The following is a 16,570-nucleotide window of genomic DNA, read 5'->3' as shown; positions in this document are numbered from 1 at the left end:
GTACTCACGACGGCTCTCAAGGGGGACCGGAAATCGCCGGGAGGTTGCGCGCCGAAGGGCGGCAATTGTGGTATCCTCCGTCAAGCGCGATGGCCCGTATGTTGCCCGGCCCCTCGCAAAAGGCCGCGAAGCGTACCGAGCGTTGCTAACGGATCTGAAGGGAGCGCTTCCGGGGGCTCGAGGAGGATCAACGCCGTGAAGCGGGACTTCGACCTCATCGTCTATGGCGCGACGGGTTACACCGGGGGTCTCATCGCCGAATATCTGGCGACATCCTATCGCGGCGACGATGCTCCGTCCTGGGCAATTGCGGGACGCTCGACCGACAAACTCCAGAAAGTGCGTGCCGACATCGGCGCACCGGACGATTTGCCGTTGGTGAAGGCGGATGCCGCCGAGCCGGCCAGCCTGCGTTCGATGTGCGAGCGCGCGGCCGTGATCGTCACCACGGTCGGGCCCTATCAGCTTCACGGTCCCGAGCTAGTGGCGGCATGCGCGGCCACCGGCACGGCCTATGTCGATCTTTGCGGCGAACCGGGCTGGATGCGGGGGATGATCGACGCCCATCACGAAGAGGCAAAACGGACCGGCGCGCGCATCGTCTTCTCCTGTGGCTTCGATTCCATCCCGTTCGATCTCGGTGTGCTCACGTTGCAGGAGAAGGCGCGCGAGAAGTTCGGACGCCCGGCGCGGCGGGTGAAGGCCCGTCTACGCAAGGTGAGGGGTGGCATGTCTGGCGGCACCGCGGCGAGCGCTCAGGCGACGCTGGCCGCCGCGGCGCGCGACCCGGCCCTGATCCGGCTGCTGACCGATCCCTTCGCGTTGACGCCGGGCTTCACTGGGCCGTCTCAGCCGTCGGGCCTCGTCCCCGAATATGACACGAGCATGCACGCGTGGCTCGTGCCGTTCCCGATGGCACCGATCAACACCAAGAACGTGCACCGCACGAACTTCCTGTTGGGCCATCCCTACGGCAGGGACTTCGTTTATGACGAGATGATGGTGGCGCCGGGACTTGGGGACATCGCGAGCGTGACGACCGAGACGTTCGCCACGGTGGTGTCCTTGTTCGGGACCGGCGGTCTCAAGCGCGGCACAGGCCCGACCCGGGAAGCGCGCGAGAGGGGCTTCTACGACATCTTCTTTCTCGGCGAGGTGCCGGATGGCGGACGGGTCGAAGCCGTTGTCACCGGCGACCGCGATCCGGGCTATGGCTCGACCAGCAAGATGATCACCGAAAGCGCTCTCTGCGTCGTGCGCGACGTGCAGGGCGAGGGCGGCATCTGGACGCCGGGCGCGCTGATGGGGCCGGCCTTGCGCAAGCGTCTAAAGGAGCGCGCCGGCCTCACCTTCAGTGCGCGTTGAGGTTACGCAGTCGGCAGGTATAGCGGCCCGTTCGGCTAAAAAAGCGACTAGAGCATTTTCGGTTCTGATTGAATCAGAACCGAAGCTCTAGATTCTTGTTTTGACGCGTTTTCTTCACGCGAACCGGTGCCCACTTCGCTCGAAAACGCTCTAGAGGGCGATCATACGATCTTCCGCTACGATACTTGAGCTTGGCTCCGACTCATCTGCTTGCAAGGAAGGCAGCCCCAATCCAGGGCCAAGCAATTGACGGCAGCGAAGCAGCGCCGCAAATCCGGACAGTGCGTCGAGACTGGTCCGAAGCAGCATCGGTAACTCGCTCGGCTGTTTCATTGTCGCACGGACCAGCGCGGCGAGATCGATCGTCCCGTTTGCACGCACTGCGGACAGGGCGGCGGCAGGAAGCTGCCGACCGGCCGGATCCATGATCACGCGGACGGCAGTCATAGGGAGGCCGCGCGCTGCAGCGACGCTCGCCGCCACATGAGATTCGTTATCGACCGCCAGCGCGCCTGTACTCATATGCAGCGAGCGCTTCGCTTCTGGATGCATGGCGACGGTGGTCACACCAGCAATAGGGCCATAAATCGAACCGGGGATGAGTCGAAGCAAGGCTTGCGACCAGTCCCGATCAGTGAAGAGCTGAATCGTTTCCGAAACGATCGTCGATGCTACGACGCATGCGCCTGCCGGGAGGTCGGGCGAAAGGCCGCCCGCGACGCCAAAGCTGATGAGACCGCAGCAATCCTCAGCAATTGCCGACGCGAGAGACTCCGCGAGCGTGCTGCCATCGCCACTGCAGATCGCCTGCGTATGCAGGTCTGCAGCGATCCGCGCCTCAAATGCAAGTCCCGTGACTCCAATCACCGCTGCCATGAGTCCGCTCCCCGGATGCCGCGCTGGACGGCTTGTGTCCGCGCATGCGGGTCGTATCAGGAGTGTTCTGCTCCAACGCCAAATCGCAAATGACTAACGAGTTAGTTTCTGACGGATATGTTAGCTGCTTTGTTTTGGCGCCGTGATAAATGCTGCCCTAGGGCCGGGATCCGTGGTGAGCGTGAGATCGTGCCGGAAGCTGCAACAGCGCACTTGACGAGCCAAATCGGCGACCTCACGAGACGCGAGCCGATGCAATGTCCGCCGCATCTCCAAGTCATTGTGCGGAACGATTTGGAGCATTGTCCGCGCTGGCAGTTCGCCTTCGCGAGCGAGCGCAAGGATCATCGATACTATGAGTTGGTCGAGGATACCCTTCATCCCGAGTTCGATTACCGGTATTTCCTCATCAAGGATGCGGTTGACCAGATTTGTGCGGTACAGCCATTCTTCCTGATGGACCTGGATTTGCTGGCCGGTGCGAGCCCGCGGTTTGGCGTAATCATCGACGCCATTCGCCGGGTGTGGCCAGGTTTGATGCGCGCCCGTGCGCTCATGGTGGGGTGCGTCGCCGGGGAAGGTCATCTTGACGGGGACGAGGCCTGCCATCGAGGCTGCGCGGAACTGCTGGCCTCTACGATTGCAATCCATGCTCGCAGGCTCGGGGCACGGCTGATCGTGCTCAAGGAGTTTCCGGCGCGATACCGACCAATCCTCGACTGCCTGATCGCTCACGGCTTCACCCGCATCCCCAGCCTGCCCATGACCAGGCTTTGCATCGATTACGCCAATTTCGATGACTATATGAATCAAGCGCTCAACAGCGCAACCCGTAAGAAACTTCGCAAGAAGTTTGAGGCGACAGCGCGGGCCTCTCCATCCGTCGAGATGAACGTCGTCAACGACGCGACGCCGGTGATCGCGCAGATCTATCCATTGTATTTCCAGGTCTATCAGCGTTCGAAACTGCACTTCGAGAAGCTGACGGAACAATACTTCTGCGACTTGGGGCGGCGGATGGGGGACAAGGTCCGCTTCTTCCTCTGGCGTCAGAACGAGCGGATCGTCGCGTTTGCCGCATGCATGGTACACGGTGACGCGATTTATGCGGAGTACATAGGTCTCGACTACGATGTCGCCTTAGACTTGCACCTCTATCATTATGTGTTTCGCGACATGGTGAGCTGGGCAATCGCCAACGGGTACAAATGGTTTCGCAGCAGCGGGCTGAACTATGATCCAAAGCTGCACCTGAGGCACTTGCTTGACCCGATCGACTTATACGTTCGGCACACCTCCGCGCCGATCAACTCAGTGTTGAAGCGCATTTTGCCGGTGCTCGAGCCGACGCGATATGACGAGACGCTTGCGAAGTTTCGTAACTATCAGGAGCTTTGGGCGCAGCCCGAGACTGGCCTTGGGTCCGTCGAGGATACGGCCTAATCCACCAAAATCACCCGCACGTCATTGACGTTGGTCAGCGTCGGCCCGGTCAGCAGCAGATCCCCGGTCTGGGCGAAGAACCCGGTCGCATCGTTATTCTCGAGATAGGCCTTCGGATCGAGGCCGATCGATTTCATCTTCGCGAATGTCGCCTGGTCGATCACGGCGCCGGCCGGGTCGGTCGCGCTGCCGGCGCCGCCGTCGGCGCCGTCGGTATCGGCGGCCAGCGCCGAGACGTCGGGCGTATCCTTCAGCAGGCCCGCCAGTGCCAGCGCGTATTCCTGGTTGGGGCCGCCGCGGCCATTGCCGCGCACCGTCACCGTCAGTTCGCCGCCGGAGATGATCGCAACCCGCTTGCCTTCGCTGCGCGCCTTCAGCGCAAGCCGCGCATGCTCGGCCGCGACCTCGCGGGCCTCGCCTTCGAGATCGGCGCCGAGCGCGACGGTCTCGTAGCCGGCGTGCTGCGCGACCTTCACCGCGGCGTCGATCGAGGCCTTCGGCTTTGCCAGCAGTTCGAATGTCGCCCGCGCGAAGGCGGCATCGCCGGGCTTGCAGCTTTCGTTCGCGAGGTCGTCGAGGGCGCGGCGGACCGCGTCGTCGATCGAGAGATTGTATCTGGCGACCAGCGCGCGGGCGTCCGCCAGCGTGGTCGGATCCGGTACCGTCGGCCCCGAGGCGATCGCGGAGGGATCGTCATGCGGCACGTCGGAAATCGCCAGCGTGACGATCTCGGCGGCGTGCTGGCCGGCGCGCGCCAGCCGTCCGCCCTTGATGCGCGAGAGATGCTTGCGCACGGTATTCATTTCGCCGATCGGCGCGCCGGAGCGCAGCAGCGCGCGGTTGACCTGCTGCTTCTGCGCGAAGGTCACGCCCTCGACCGGCGCGATCCAGTTCGCCGAACCGCCGCCGGTCAGCAGCACCAGCAGGAGATCGTCCGGGGTCGCTGTCGCGGCGAGCTGCAGCGTGTCGTCCGCCGCCTTGAGCCCGGCCTCGTCGGGCACCGGGTGGCCGGCCTCGACGACCTTGATGCGGCGGGTCGGCACGCCATGACCGTGGCGGGTGGTGGCGATGCCGACCAGCCGCGACGGATCGAGCTCGAGCGCGTCGAGATAGTGCCGCTCGGCAGCCGCGGCCATTGCCGCGGCGCCCTTGCCTGCGCAGAGACAGATCACCCGACCCTTCGGCACCGGCCGCAGCCGCGACGCCAGCACGACATCGGGATGCGCAGCCGCCACCGCGGCATCGAAGATCGAACGCAGGAAAGGACGACGGTCGGTCATGGCTGTGCCTTTGTGCGGGTCGGGACGTAGGTACTGTTCCCTCTCCCGCTTGCGGGGGAGGGTCAGGGTGGGGGTGCTGCCACGAGTCGTATTGCGGAGACAGCCCCCACCCGGATCGCATCTTTGATGCGATCCGACCTCCCCCGCAAGCGGGAGAGGTAAGGGAAGATTGCGGCCGTTTCGATCGAAGCAATATCCATTCCGGCTCTAATTGCCGCCGACTTCGCCGCTGATGACGTCGCCGAACAATTGCCAGCGCTCGCCCTTGAACTGCATCAGCTGCAGTTGCTCGATCGGCTGGAAGTCGGTGGGCCCGGTCGACAGCGTCACGCCGGGCAGCAGGCCGCCCTGCGCGAATTGCTTCAGGCTTGCCGCCTGCTTCATCACATTGGCGCGGGTGAGGTCGTCGCCGCAGCGGCGCAGCACCTCGACCATCGTGGTCGCCATGTTGTAGCCGGTCATCGCCGAGGCATCGACGCGGTTGGTGTCGGGCATGTATTTGCCGAGCAGTTCGTCGAACGCCTTCATGCCGGCGTCATCCTTCCACTGCGGATCGCTGGCGTCCTTGGCGTAGGCGGCCGAGATCACGCCCTGCGCGTTGTCGAGGCCGGCCGGACGCATCACGGTCGCGGTGGAAGCCGAGACGTTGGAGACGATGGTCACCGGCTTCCAGTTCATCTCGCCGAGCTTCTTGATCGCCTGGGCGCCGAATTTCGGCGTGGTGAAGAAGACGATGACGTCGGGATTGGAGGATTTCAGCCGCACCACATGGGAATCGATCGTCGGCTCGGCGACTTCATAGCTCTCCTTGGCGACGACGCGCGCGGGGTCGCTGGCGAAGCCGTCTTCCAGGCCCTTGAGGTAGTCCTTGCCCATGTCGTCGTTCTGGTAGAGCACCGCGACCTTGGCGGCGGGCTTTTCCTTGAGCAGATATTTCGCGTAGATCCGCGACTCGCTCTGGTAGCTGGGCAGCCAGCCCATGGTCCACGGGAAAGCCTTCGGATCGTTCCACTTGGTCGCGCCGGTGGCGACGAACAGCTGCGGCACTTTCTTGGCGTTGAGATATTTCTGGATCGCGGTGTTGGAGGCGGTGCCGAGCGTGCCGAACAGGAACAGCACCTCGTCGCTCTCGACCAGCTTGCGGGCCTGCTCGACGGCCTTCGGCGGCGAGTAGGCGTCGTCATAGGAGACGAAAGTGATCTTGCGCCCGTTGATGCCGCCGTCGTCGTTGACCTTCTTGAACACCGCGGCCATCGCCTTGCCGACCACGCCATAGGCCGACGCCGGGCCGCTATAGGGCACGATGTTGCCGATCTTGATCTCGGTGTCGCTCGCACCGGTGTCGTATTTCTTCTGCGCCCATGCGCCACTGCCGGTCGCGGCGGCGACGGCGAGGCCGAGCAGGGCGGTTGCGACACGGTGTCGGATCGGCATCGGCATTTCCCGAAATCTCCTTGTTGTTGCCGCCGCGCAAGGGCGCCGGTTTCTTGTCGGGGTTCTTGCCGGTTTACCTAGCGTATCGCCGGGCAAAGTGTAAGCAGGCATTGCCCGGGCCGGCCTGCGAGCAGGGCCATGGCTTTAAATCCTGGTTTCTGACGGGTTTTCTTCGCACGAACCGCTACCCGCTTCGCCCGAAAACGCGCCAGCAAAAAGCCCCCTGCGACGGTATCGCAGGGGGCCATTCCCGGTCGAGGGGCGGCGGGGAATCAGCCGCCGACGTCGGCGCTGATGACGTCGCCGAACAGTTCCCATTTCTCGCCCTTGAACTTCATCAGCTGCAGCTGGCTGATCGGTGCGAAATCGTTTGCCGCGGTGTTGATCTTGACGCCGGGCAGCAGCACCTCGGTGCGGAAGTCCTTCAGGCTTGCCGCCTGCTTCATGATGTTCTCGCGGGTGAGGTTGTCGCCGCACTGCTTCAGCACCTGGACCAGCGTCTGCGCCACGCCGAAGCCGACCACGGTGCCGCCGTCGAGCTTGTCGCCTTCGGGGAAGTCCTTGGCCATGAAGGCGTAGAACTCCTTCATGCCGGGGTCATTGTCCCATTGCTTGTCGGAAGCGTCCTTCAGGTAGGCGGCGGAGATGATGTCCTGCGCGTTCTCGAAGCCGGCCGGCTTGATCACGCTGCCGACCGAGGCCGACACGTTGTTGAGGAAGTGGGTCGGCTTCCAGCCGATCTCGGCGACCTTCTTGATCGCCTGGGCCGCGAATTTCGGCGTCGCGATGTCGATGAAGACGTCGGCGTTGCTCGCCTTCAGCTTGACGATGTTGCTGTCGATGGTCGGCTGGGACGTCTCGAAGCTTTCTTCGGCGACGATCATGCTGGCGGCCTTCTGGCCGAGCCCGTCCTTCAGACCCTTCAGATAGTCCTTGCCGTAATCGTCATTCTGGTAGAGCACGGCAATCTTGGCGTTCGGCATGTTCTTCAGGATGTACTTGGCGTAGATCTGGGTCTCGCTCTGGTAGTTGGGCTGCCAGCCCATGGTCCAGGGAAAGTCCTTCGGGTCGTTCCACTTGGTGGCGCCGGTCGCGACGAACAGCTGCGGCACCTTCTTGGAGTTCATGTATTTCTGGATCGCCGAGTTCGACGGCGTGCCGAGCGAGTTGAAGATCAGCAGCACCTCGTCGCTCTCGACCAACTTGCGGGCCTGTTCCACGGCCTTCGGCGGCGAGTACGCGTCATCGTAGGAGATGAAGTTGATCTTGCGGCCATTGATGCCGCCGGCATCGTTGACCTTCTTGAAATAGGCGGCCTCGGTGCGGCCGATCACGCCATAGGCGGATGCCGGGCCGCTGTAGGGCATGATGTTGCCGATCTTGATCTCGGTGTCGCTGGCGCCGGTGTCGTATTTCTTCTGGGCCAGCGCAGCGCTGCCGGATGCGGCGACTAGCGCGAGCGCGGCCCCGAGGACCGCAAGTTTCTTGGTAGCGGACATCTATGTCTCTCTCCCTGTTTGTCAGACGCATGTGTCTCGGCCCTCTTGCTTGGAGAGCTCTTTATTTGGCTGCAGTGATTATCATTTTAGGCGGTTCGCCTCAATGAGAAGCCCCTGCGGCAAACGCCGCAGGGGCGGTATCTTTGGTCGACCTTTCCGGCCTAACCGCCGACGTCGGCGCTCAAGACTTCGCCGAAGCGCTCCCAGGTCTCGCCCTTGAAGCGGATCAATTGCAGCTGCGAAAGCGGCGCGAAATCGGTCGCCGAGGTGTTGACCTTGACGCCGGGCAGCAGCCCGCCGGGCTCGTAATCGCGAATGCTGGCCGCCTGCTTCATGATGTTCTCGCGGGTCAGATTGTCGCCGCAGGCCTTGAGCACGTGGACCAGGCCCTGCGAGACGATATAGGCGTACATCACCGAGGCATCGGCCCGGTTCGCTTCCGGATAGTACTTATCGAGGAATTCGTTCCAGGCGATCATCGCCTTGTCGGTCTTCCACTGCGCGTCGGTCGGATCCTTGAAATATTGCGACGAGATGATGTCCTGGGCGTTCTCGAAGCCTGCCGGCTTGATCACGCTGCCGATCGATCCGGAGACGTTGTTGAGGAAATGCAGCGGCTTCCAGTTGAGCTCGGCGTTCTTCTTGATCGCCTGCGCCGCGAATTTCGGCGTCGTGATGTTGAAGAACACGTCGGCGCCGGAGGCCTTCAGCCTCACGATGTGGGAATCGATGGTTGGCTCCGTTACCTCGTAGCTGTCCTCGGCGACGATCATTGACGCTGCCTTGGCGCCGAGCCCGTCCTTGAATCCCTTCAGATAGTCCTTGCCGTAGTCGTCGTTCTGGTAGAGCACCGCGATTTTGGCGTCCGGCTTGTTCTTCAGGATGTACTTTGCATAGATGATGGACTCGCTCTGGTAGTTGGGCTGCCAGCCCATCGTCCAGGGGAATTCCTTCGGGTCGTTCCACTTGGTGGCGCCGGTGGCGACGAACAGTTGCGGCACCTTCTTCTGGTTCATGTATTTCTGGATCGCCGAGTTCGGCGGTGTGCCGAGCGAATTGAAGATCAGCAGCACCTCGTCGCTCTCGACGAGTTTGCGCGCCTGCTCGACGGTCTTCGGCGGCGTGTACGCGTCGTCGTAGCTGATGAAGTTGATTTTGCGGCCGTTGATGCCGCCCTCGGCGTTGATCTTGCGGAAATAGGCCTCCTCGGTCTTGCCGATCACGCCATAGGCGGAGGCCGCCCCGCTGTAAGGCATGATGTTGCCGATCTTGATCTCGGTATCGCTGGCGCCGGTGTCGTATTTCTTCTGGGCCAGCGCAGCGCTGCCGGATGCGGCGACGAGCGCAAGCGCAGCAGCAAATGCCGTCAATTGTCGTATTCCAGACATGCCGTTTCTCTCCCTGATTGCAGATGATGTGTCGCGGCCCCCTGTTTCGAGGGCTCATTATTGGTCGTAAAAACTATCATCTTACCTGGGGTGCCTCAATGAAAAGCCCCTGCGGCATTGCCGCAGGGGCTGCGTCTTTAGTCGATCGCCCTCAAGGCGGGCCGCTGCTCAAAAATCCGCCAACGCGTTGGCTTGTGCGCCGCGCCAACCGCAGAGATTGCGGTCGAGTAAAACGGCGATGTTGAGTTGAGCGCGCGGATCGAACAGACCGACGTGACGATCAGTTGCTCAGATTGCTTGAAATGATGTCCCCGAACAGCTCCCACTTTTCGCCCTTGAACCGCATCAGGCGCAGTTGCTTGATCGGCGCGAAGTCGGTGGCTGACGTGTTGATGCTGATGCCCGGCAGCAGCGTATCGGGGACATAATCCTTCAGGCTTGCGGCCTGCTTCATGACATTGGCGCGGGTGAGGTCGTCACCGCACATCTCCAGCACCTTCACCATGGTCTGCGCGGCGGCGTAGCCGAAGGCGGTGGCGCCGTCGAGCTTGTTGGCGTCCGGATAATTCTTCTTGAGGAAGGCGAGGAATTTCTCCATGCCGGGATCCTTGGCCCACTGCGGATCGGCGCCGTCCTTGAGATAGGACGCCGACAGGATACCCTGCGAATTCTCGAAGCCCGCCGGCTGCATCACGCCGCCGACGGAGGCCGAGACATTGGCGACGATCTGCAGCGGCGTCCACGCGATCTCGGCGGCCTTCTTGATCGCCTGTGCCGCGAATTTCGGCGTCGCGATGCTGACGAAGGTGTCGGCACCGGCGGCCTTCAGCTTGACGATGTGACTGTCGATCGTGGGCTCGGATGTCTCGTAGGCCTCCTCGGCGACGATCATCGATGCCTTGTCGCCGAAGGCGTCCTTCAAGCCCTTGAGGTAGTCCTTGCCGAAATCGTCGTTCTGGTAGAGCACGGCGACCTTGGCGTCGGGCTTGTGCTTCATGATGTATTTTGCGTAGACCCGCGCCTCGTCCTGGTAGGACGGCTGCCAGCCCATGGTCCACGGATAATCTTTCGGGTCGTTCCACTTCGAGGCGCCGGAAGCGATGAAGAGCTGCGGCACCTGCTTCTCGTTCATGTATTTCCGGATCGCCGCGTTGCTTGCGGTGCCGACCGAGCCGAACAGCAGCAGCACTTCGTCGTTCTCGACCAGCTTGCGTGCCTGCTCCACCGTCTTGGGCGGCGAGTAGCCATCGTCGTAGGAGATGAATTTGATCTTGCGGCCGTGGATGCCGCCGGCATCGTTGATCATCCTGAAATAGGCCGCCTCGGTCTTGCCGATCACCCCATAGGCCGACGCGGGACCGCTGTAGGGCATGGTGTTGCCGATCTTGATCTCGGTGTCGCTGGCCCCGGTGTCGTATTTCTTCTGAGCCTGCGCGACATTGCAGCTCGTCAGGATCAGAGCGAACGCGGACAACAGCGCCGTCAGGGACGGACGTGCGGCAGTCATGGTTTCCCCACCTCGGGTTCTTTGTTTGGAGTATTCAATACCATCGGCGCGGGGCGTCAACAAAAAGCCCCCGCGACGGATATCGCGGAGGCTGTTGTTTTATTCCCGCAGTGCAACGTCACTCGGAGGGGACGTCGCCGGAAATGATCTCACCGAACAGTTCCCACTTCTGGCCCTTGAAGCGCTGCATCTGCAGCTGGGCGATCGGGGCGAAGTCGGTGGCCGAGGTGTTGATCTTGACGCCGGGCAGCAGGGTGTCGGGCGTAAAGTCCTTCAGGCTCGCCGCCTGCTTCATGACGTTGGCGCGGGTGAGATCGTCGCCGCACATTTCGAGCACCTTGGCGAGCGTCTGTGCGGCGCCATAGCCGTACACATAGCCGCCGTCGGTCTTGTCGGCGCCCGGCATGTACTTGTCGAGAAACTCGGCCCACTTCTTCATGCCGGGGTCGTTGTTCCACTGTGTGTCGGCACCGTCCTTGGCGTAGGCGGCCGACAGCACGCCCTGCGCGTTGTCGAAGCCGGCCGGCTGCATCACGCTGCCGACCGAGGCCGACACGTTGGTGATGATCTGCAGCGGCTTCCAGCCGAGTTCGGCGGTCTTCTTGATGGTCTGCGCGCCGAACTTCGGAGTGGTGTAGATCAGCAGGACGTCGGGATTGGCGGCCTTGATCTTGACGATGTGGCCGTCGATCGACGGCTCCGAAATCTCATAGCTCTCCTCCATGATGATGCTGGAGGCCGCCTTGGCGCCAAAGCCGTCCTTGGTGCCCTTGAGGTAGTCTTTGCCGAAATCGTCGTTCTGATAGAGGATCGCGATCTTGGCGTCGGGCTTCTCCTTCATCAGCCACTTGGCGTAGATCTGCGCTTCGCTCTGGTAGCTCGGCTGCCAGCCCATGGTCCACGGGAAGTTCTTCGGGTCGTTCCACTTGGTGGCGCCGGTCGCGACGAACAGCTGCGGGATCTTCTTGGAATTCAGGTATTTCTGGATCGCGGTGTTGGACGGGGTGCCGAGCGGGTTGAAGACGAGCAACACCTCGTCGCTCTCGACCAGCTTGCGCACCTGCTCGACCGCCTTCGGCGGCGAATAGGCGTCGTCATAGCTGACGAAATTGACCTTGCGGCCGTTGATGCCGCCGCGATCGTTAATCATCTTGAAGTAGGCTTCTTCGGTCTTGCCGATCACGCCGTAGGCGGAGGCTGGTCCCGAATAGGGGATGATGTTGCCGACCTTGATCTCGGTATCGCTTGCGCCGGTGTCGTATTTCTTTTGGGCGAATGCGGTCGTGGACGTCGCGGCAACAGCGACGATCGCCGCGGAAATCGCGGCGATCCGAACGGTAGAAAGCATAATATCTCCTGGTTTGCTTCTATAGGCTGTCAGTTTTTCTTGAACTTTGCGGCCAGTTGCTGGGCAACGATCGCAACCTGCCTGGCGCCGTGCGGCACGAGGAAGATGACGAGGAACAGCAGCACGCCGAACACCGCGCCCGAAAGGCCCTTCGAAATACCCTCGGCGATGTTGGGCACGAAGATGATGAAGGCGGAGCCCACGATCGAGCCGGGCAGCCAGCCGACGCCGCCGACCACCATGCCGAGGAACAGCGAGATCGCGAGCTGGATGGTGTAGCCGTCGGGTGCCACGAACTGCACCGCGATGGCGCCGAGACCGCCGGCAACGCCGGTGATGCCGGCCGAGACGCCGAACGCCAGCGTCTTGTACAGCGCGACGTCGACGCCCATCGCGGAGGCCGCGATCTCGTTGTCGCGGATCGCCATGAAGGCGCGGCCCGAGCGCGAGCGCAGCAGGTTCACCGAAGCGATATAGATCGCGATCGTGACCACCAGCGTGAAGTAATACAGCCACATGTCCTGCCCCATCGGCAGGCCAAACGGCGCATCCGGCTTGGTGACCACGAGACCCTGCACGCCGCCGGTCCAGTGCTCGAAATAGCCCAGCTTCAGAAGCTGCGGCATCGCGGTTGCTAGCGCAAAGGTGGCGAGCGCCAGATAGACGCCGGAAAGCCGCAGCGCCGGCTGGCCGAACAGGAAGCCGAAGCCGAAGCAGATGATGCCGGCGATCGGCAGCGTGAGGGCATAGTTCATGCCCGCATGCTCCATCAGGATCGCCGAGGTATAGGCGCCGACGGCGTAGAACGCGCTCTGACCGAGCGAGAACTGGCCGGAGCCACCGGTCAGGATGTTGAGCGCCAGCACCGCGATGCCGTAGATCAGAAGCATCGTCATCTGGAAGATGATGAAGTTCTTGACGAACAGCGGGATCAGGATCAGCGCGGCGAGCACGACGAGCGAGGTGCCGTAGCCCAGCGTCATGGCGCGCTTGGGAACGGCCTCGACGGCCTGGCCTTCGGTGACGACTTCGACTTCTTCAGCGGCGCTCATGATCAAACTCGCTTCACGATGGCGCGGCCAAAGAGGCCTGCCGGTTTGACGACCAGGACGACGATGATCAGCGCAAGCGCGATCGGAAGTTTCAGCTCATTGCCGACGCCGGGGATGTAGGTGCCGACGAGGTTCTCGAAGACGCCGACCAGGAAGCCGCCCATCACCGCGCCGAACGGCGAGCTCAGGCCGCCGAGCACGGCTGCGGCAAATCCGTAGATCAGCACGCCGAGCATCATGTTCGGCTCGAGGAACACCACAGGTGCGATCATCATGCCGGCGATCGAGCCGATCGAGGCGGCCATGCCCCAGCCCAGCGCGATCATCCAGGAGGTGTTGATGCCGACGAGGCGCGCCGATTCCGGCAGCGAGGCTGCGGCACGCATCGCAAGACCGACCCGGGTGAAGCGGAAGAAGAAGAACAGCAGGAGCAGCATCAACAGGGTGATGCCGATCATGCCGGCCTGGTGGGTTGAGATCAGCTGGCTGCCGAGGAACGGCGAGGAGCCGAACGGTGTCGGATACTGCTTGATAGTGAAGTCCCAGATCAGGCCGGCGACCGAGTTGATGATCGCGTAGAGCGCGATGAAGCCGGCGACATTGGTCAGGATCGGCGCCTTGGCCAGCGGCTTGAACAGCAGCCGCTCGATGACGATGCCGGCGGCGAACGAAAAGGCGACGGTGAGCACGAAGGCGCCCCAATACGGCACGCCCCATTGCATCAGCTGCCAGGACACGAAGGTCGAGAACATCGCCATTTCGCCCTGGGCGAAATTCAGATGGTCGATGGCCTGGTAGATCATCACGACCGCGAGCGCCATGCAGGCATAGATCGCGCCCGTGGCGATGCCGGCCAGGACCTGGTTGGCAAAAAGCTCCATTGTGCCAGCTCCCTCAGTAGCCGAGATAGGATTTGCGGACGTCTTCGTTGTTCGCGATGTCCTTGGCATTGCCCGACATCACGATCCGTCCGGTTTCGATCACATAGGCCTGGTCGGCGAGTTCGAGCGCCAGCTGCGCATTCTGCTCGACCACCAGGATGGTCACCTTTTCCTCGCGATTGATCTTGCCGAGGATGCGGAACAGGTCGCGCACGATCAGCGGCGCGAGGCCGAATGACGGCTCGTCGAGCAGCATCAGGCGCGGCCGCAGCATCAGCGCACGCGCCACCGCGAGCATCTGCTGCTCGCCGCCGGACAGCGTGCCGGCCTGCTGGGTGTAGCGCTGCTTCAGCACCGGGAAATGCTCGTACATCCGCTCGATGTCGGAGCCGATCGCCTTCTTGTCCGGGCGGCTGATGGCGCCGAGCTGCAGGTTTTCCTCCACCGTCATGTTGGTGAAGGTGCCGCGGCCCTGCGGCACATGGGCGATGCCGAGGCGGACTACGTTTTCGGTCGAGCGCGTGCCGATCGGCTTGCCCTCGAACTCGATCGCACCGGTCGAGCGCACCATGTTGCAGATCGCCCGCAGCGTCGTGGTCTTGCCGGCACCGTTGGCGCCGAGCAGGGTGGTCAGCGAGCCCTCGTTGAGCGAAAAGGAGAGGCCGTGCAGGGCCTGAACCTGGCCGTAATAGGCGCGCAGGTCCTTGACGTTGAGCATCGTGGTCATTGGTCCTTGCTCCCCAGATAGGCCTTGATGACATCAGGGTCGGCCTGGACCTGGGCCGGCGTGCCTTCGGCAAGCTTGCGGCCGAAATTGAGCGCGACGACGTGGTCGGCGATCGACATCACGAGACCCATGTGATGCTCGACCAGCAGCACGGTGATCTTGCGGTCGTCGCGGATTTTGCGGATCAGGTCGCCGAGCACATAGACTTCCTCATGATTGAGGCCGCCGGCCGGCTCGTCGAGCAGCAGGATCTTCGGGTCTGCGGCCAGGGCGCGCGCCAGTTCGACGCGCTTCTGGGTGCCGAACGGAAGTCCCGAGACCACGGTGTGGGCGACGTCCTCGAGATCGAGATAGCCGAGGATGTCGTGCACCTTCTTGTTCATGTCGGTCTCGCCGCGGCGGACCCAGGCGAGGCGCAGCGAGTCGCTGACGATGTCGCTCGAGGTGCGCGCATGCGCGCCGACGCGCACATTGTCGATCACGGACAGGTTGGGAAACAGCGCGACATTCTGGAAGGTGCGGCCGATGCCGATCTCGGCGATCCGGTGCGGCGGGCGCGACAGGATGCTCTTGCCTTCCATCAGGATGTCGCCGGACGACGGCTGATAGAGCCGCGACAGGCAATTGAACAGCGTCGTCTTGCCGGCGCCGTTCGGCCCGATCAGTCCGAGGATCTGTCCGTGGCGCATGTCGAACGACACGCCGTTCAGTGCGATGATGCCGCCGAACACGACGCTGACGTCGCGAACCGCGAGCAGGGGATCATTCCCCTGCGCGAGTTGTGCCTGCGTCATCTCGTCTCGCCCGCCGTCTTCGAGCGGTGCGAGCGGCCCTGCGATGCGTTTCGCTGGACGTGATGGAGGCTATCTGATCCCCTCGGCCAAACGTGCAACTTTCCCTCCTACTCTGGTCTTTTTGCGTTCTTCTTTTTTGGATTGCGGCGCCATTCCACCGAGCGCCTGCTCGATGTTCCTTACCATCGCCACAAGACGAGGTCCAATGTCGTTGAGCAATCTGTCTTCCGTGAAGCGGAATGCCGGCGCGCCGCAATTGAAGGCGTAAGGACCGGTTCCGTCGTTCAATCTCAATGCAACGCCGACCGCGGCGACGTCGTTCTGCCAGTCGCCTGCGGACATCGTGAAGCCGTGCTTCGCGACCGTCTCGCCGGAGCGCTCGATGCCGTCGCGCATCTTGGCCCAGCGGCTGCCGTAGTGATCGCGCAGCTCGCGCAGTAAAGCCGCACGCTCGTCGGGCGGCAATGCCCAAATATAGGCACGTCCCATCGCCGTGGTTGCGATCGGCACCCGCGAGCCGACGTCGAGTTGTACGCCGAGCGCCAGGCCGTTCCGGCTCTGGCCGAAATAGATCATGCTGTGGCGGTCGCGGCCGCCGACCGCGACTGCGCCGCCGGTCGCGCGCATCACTTCTTCTCGATAGGGCTCGGACAAATGCCGAACGCCGAGATTGGCGAGCGCGGCGTAGCCGAGTGCCATCGCCGACGGCGCGAGCTGGTACTTCTCGAACTTCGGTACAGGTGTAAGGTATCCCAGCTTGGTGAGCGTGTAGGTCAGCCGGGAAATGGTTGGCTTCGGTAACTTGGTGCGGGCGGCAATCTCCTGATTGCCGAGCAGCCCGTCATTGGGTTGGAATGCGCGCAGGACGTCCAGTCCGCGGGAAAGCGCGACGACGAAATTGCGATCGGTCGCGGCTTTCTTGCTAGCGCGCTTCATCCCTATCCTTGCCCTGCCCTTGTCATGCTCGTTGACAAGG

14 protein-coding genes are annotated in these 16,570 nt (G+C 62.7%); 2 read left to right on the top strand and 12 right to left on the bottom strand.

All coding sequences use genetic code 11. The features are described 5' to 3' along the window. Positions 1–195 precede the first annotated feature (195 nt). Positions 196–1,365, top strand: coding sequence for a saccharopine dehydrogenase NADP-binding domain-containing protein (locus tag QJT82_RS08985; protein WP_028339080.1), 1,170 nt, complete (start codon positions 196–198; stop codon positions 1,363–1,365). A gap of 150 nt (positions 1,366–1,515) precedes the next feature. Here the strand turns inward: QJT82_RS08985 and QJT82_RS08980 are convergent, their stop codons facing one another. After that, complete coding sequence (locus QJT82_RS08980; RefSeq protein WP_028339079.1) at positions 1,516–2,241, bottom strand: adenosylhopane nucleosidase; 726 nt, start codon at positions 2,239–2,241, stop codon at positions 1,516–1,518. A gap of 189 nt (positions 2,242–2,430) precedes the next feature. Between QJT82_RS08980 and QJT82_RS08975 the strand changes: the two genes are divergently transcribed. Next, entirely contained in the window at positions 2,431–3,684 is a 1,254-nt protein-coding gene (locus tag QJT82_RS08975; RefSeq protein ID WP_245288645.1) for a GNAT family N-acetyltransferase, read from the top strand. Here QJT82_RS08975 and QJT82_RS08970 read toward each other — a convergent pair. The 11 genes from QJT82_RS08970 to QJT82_RS08920 form a co-directional block, all read right to left on the bottom strand. After that, complete coding sequence (locus tag QJT82_RS08970) at positions 3,681–4,964, bottom strand: glycerate kinase (protein WP_028339077.1); 1,284 nt, start codon at positions 4,962–4,964, stop codon at positions 3,681–3,683. The two genes, QJT82_RS08975 and QJT82_RS08970, sit on opposite strands and share 4 nt — an antisense overlap. Positions 4,965–5,171: 207 nt before the next feature. Then, complete coding sequence (locus QJT82_RS08965) at positions 5,172–6,404, bottom strand: ABC transporter substrate-binding protein (protein WP_028339076.1); 1,233 nt, start codon at positions 6,402–6,404, stop codon at positions 5,172–5,174. 266 nt (positions 6,405–6,670) lie between these two features. Beyond that, positions 6,671–7,897: an ABC transporter substrate-binding protein gene (locus QJT82_RS08960; protein ID WP_028339075.1), complete on the bottom strand. Its 1,227-nt coding sequence runs from the start codon at positions 7,895–7,897 to the stop codon at positions 6,671–6,673. Positions 7,898–8,058: 161 nt separating this feature from the next. Continuing rightward, positions 8,059–9,285 carry an ABC transporter substrate-binding protein gene (locus tag QJT82_RS08955; protein ID WP_026191951.1) on the bottom strand — a complete coding sequence of 409 codons (1,227 nt, stop codon included), beginning with the start codon at positions 9,283–9,285 and terminating at the stop codon, positions 8,059–8,061. Between the two features lie 280 nt (positions 9,286–9,565). Next, positions 9,566–10,792, bottom strand: a complete 1,227-nt coding sequence (locus QJT82_RS08950) for an ABC transporter substrate-binding protein (protein WP_028339074.1) — start codon at positions 10,790–10,792, stop codon at positions 9,566–9,568. A gap of 118 nt (positions 10,793–10,910) precedes the next feature. Then, complete coding sequence (locus QJT82_RS08945; RefSeq protein WP_028339073.1) at positions 10,911–12,140, bottom strand: ABC transporter substrate-binding protein; 1,230 nt, start codon at positions 12,138–12,140, stop codon at positions 10,911–10,913. 29 nt (positions 12,141–12,169) lie between these two features. Next, on the bottom strand, positions 12,170–13,192 hold the full coding sequence (locus tag QJT82_RS08940; RefSeq protein WP_028339072.1) for a branched-chain amino acid ABC transporter permease: 1,023 nt from the start codon (positions 13,190–13,192) through the stop codon (positions 12,170–12,172). Between the two features lie 2 nt (positions 13,193–13,194). Then, positions 13,195–14,073 carry a branched-chain amino acid ABC transporter permease gene (locus QJT82_RS08935; RefSeq protein WP_028339071.1) on the bottom strand — a complete coding sequence of 293 codons (879 nt, stop codon included), beginning with the start codon at positions 14,071–14,073 and terminating at the stop codon, positions 13,195–13,197. 13 nt (positions 14,074–14,086) lie between these two features. Next, positions 14,087–14,800, bottom strand: coding sequence for an ABC transporter ATP-binding protein (locus QJT82_RS08930; protein ID WP_028339070.1), 714 nt, complete (start codon positions 14,798–14,800; stop codon positions 14,087–14,089). Then, positions 14,797–15,594, bottom strand: a complete 798-nt coding sequence (locus QJT82_RS08925) for an ABC transporter ATP-binding protein (RefSeq protein ID WP_016847575.1) — start codon at positions 15,592–15,594, stop codon at positions 14,797–14,799. Before QJT82_RS08925 ends, QJT82_RS08930 begins: the two co-directional genes overlap by 4 nt. A gap of 69 nt (positions 15,595–15,663) precedes the next feature. Continuing rightward, complete coding sequence (locus tag QJT82_RS08920) at positions 15,664–16,530, bottom strand: IclR family transcriptional regulator (protein WP_018269093.1); 867 nt, start codon at positions 16,528–16,530, stop codon at positions 15,664–15,666. Between the last annotated feature and the right edge of the window lie 40 nt (positions 16,531–16,570).

The organism is Bradyrhizobium sp. Mp19 (assembly GCF_029952935.1).
GTDB lineage: Bacteria > Pseudomonadota > Alphaproteobacteria > Rhizobiales > Xanthobacteraceae > Bradyrhizobium > Bradyrhizobium elkanii.
The sequence above is the reverse complement of the archived record's forward strand: the minus strand, read 5'-3'. Positions and strand labels throughout refer to the sequence as shown.